At 34.3% G+C, this 1,609-nt stretch carries 2 protein-coding genes; both read left to right on the top strand.

Features of this window, described 5'->3' with window-relative positions; genetic code table 11:
- The first annotated feature begins 126 nt into the window (after nt 1-126).
- On the top strand, nt 127-1,059 hold the full coding sequence (gene repM, locus FTV32_RS16940) for a replication initiation protein RepM (protein ID WP_004759367.1): 933 nt from the start codon (nt 127-129) through the stop codon (nt 1,057-1,059).
- 59 nt (nt 1,060-1,118) lie between these two features.
- Nucleotides 1,119-1,609: plasmid replication DNA-binding protein (locus FTV32_RS16935; RefSeq protein WP_257227655.1), on the top strand; the 491-nt coding region annotated here is incomplete at its 3' end.

Here is a 1,609-nt window from a genome sequence, read left to right as displayed (position 1 = left end):
TGACTACGTTTACCTACCATAAGTCTACTTATTTTTTTTTGTAGATTTAACTACGTTTACCTTGCATTTAACTACATAATATTTTATATAGATTTATATTCAGAAATAAAAAAGTAGACTAATAACATGCGAGATCTAGTTGTAAAAGATAATGCTTTAATTAACGCAAGCTATAACCTAGATCTAGTTGAACAGCGACTTATTCTTTTAGCTATTGTTGAAGCAAGAGAAAGTGGTAAAGGCATTAATGCAAACAACCCTTTAGAGGTGCATGCAGAGAGCTATATCAATCAATTCAATGTTGCAAGACAGACTGCCTATCAAGCATTAAAGGATGCTTCAAAAGATTTATTTGCTAGACAATTTAGCTATCAAGAGATGAATAAACGAGGAAACATCGAAAACGTACTAAGCCGATGGGTTAGTGAGATTCGTTATATTGATGCTGAAGCGACTGTTAAGTTAATTTTTGCACCCGCTATTGTTCCATTAATTACTAAACTCGAAGAACAGTTCACTAAGTATGAATTACAGCAAGTTAGTAATCTCAGTAGTGCTTATGCTGTACGCCTATATGAATTATTGATCGCATGGCGTAGCACTGGCCAAACTCCTGTTATAGAGCTTGAAGAGTTTAGAAAAAAAATTGGTGTGCTTGATGATGAGTACACAAGAATGGGGAACTTTAAAGACAGAGTCTTACATCTAGCTATAGATCAAGTTAATGAGTTTACAGATATCACTGTTAAATATGAGCAGCATAAAAAAGGACGTTCAATTTATGGCTTTTCATTCTCATTCAAGCAAAAGAAAAACGTTAACAAACCAAATCTAGAAGCTAGAGATCAAAACACCTTAGATATTTTCACCAAGTTAACAGATGCCCAGCGTCATTTATTTGCTAACAAATTGTCAGAACTGCCTGAAATGAGTAAGTATTCTCAAGGCACCGAAAGCTATCCGCAATTTGCCGTACGAATTGCCGAAATGCTATTAGATGCTGAAAAATTTAAAGAACTATATCCATATCTAGTAAAGGTTGGCTTTCAAACAAAATAAAGATAATGTTCAGTAATATGCTCACCTGAACATCCTTGTACATGAACAGAGGGATTGTATTGAACACTACAAAATTTAGCGTTATGGACGCAAGTAAAGCCTTTAAAAAATCACGGACAACAATATATGAGGCTTTAAAAAATGGTGAATTATCAAGAGATAATGATGGTCTAATAGACTTATCTGAACTTATCAGAGTTTATGGCAACCCAATCGGTGTTCAGTCCAGTACACGTACTGAACAAGTTCAGAAGGATGTACAGGTACACGTTCAATCTGAAGTCGAAAATCTATTAAAAGATCAGATTTCTTTACTAAAAAATCAGTTAGATTTAGCAAATCAAAGAGAAAAGTCTTTGATGCAACATATTGAAGATCTTACTCATAGAATTGAGTTTAAAGGCACCTTAGAACAGTCACAACAAGAAAATATTGATAAGCTAAATGAATCTACAAATTCAAATATAGCAACGGATCCTCGGTCACAGACTGACTCTAACTATGACGAATTGACTACTTCCGAGAGTAAACGGATCCATCTTCCTGAGCA

Source organism: Acinetobacter sp. YH16032, from assembly GCF_013417345.1.
GTDB lineage: Bacteria > Pseudomonadota > Gammaproteobacteria > Pseudomonadales > Moraxellaceae > Acinetobacter.
The sequence above is the reverse complement of the archived record's forward strand: the minus strand, read 5'-3'. Positions and strand labels throughout refer to the sequence as shown.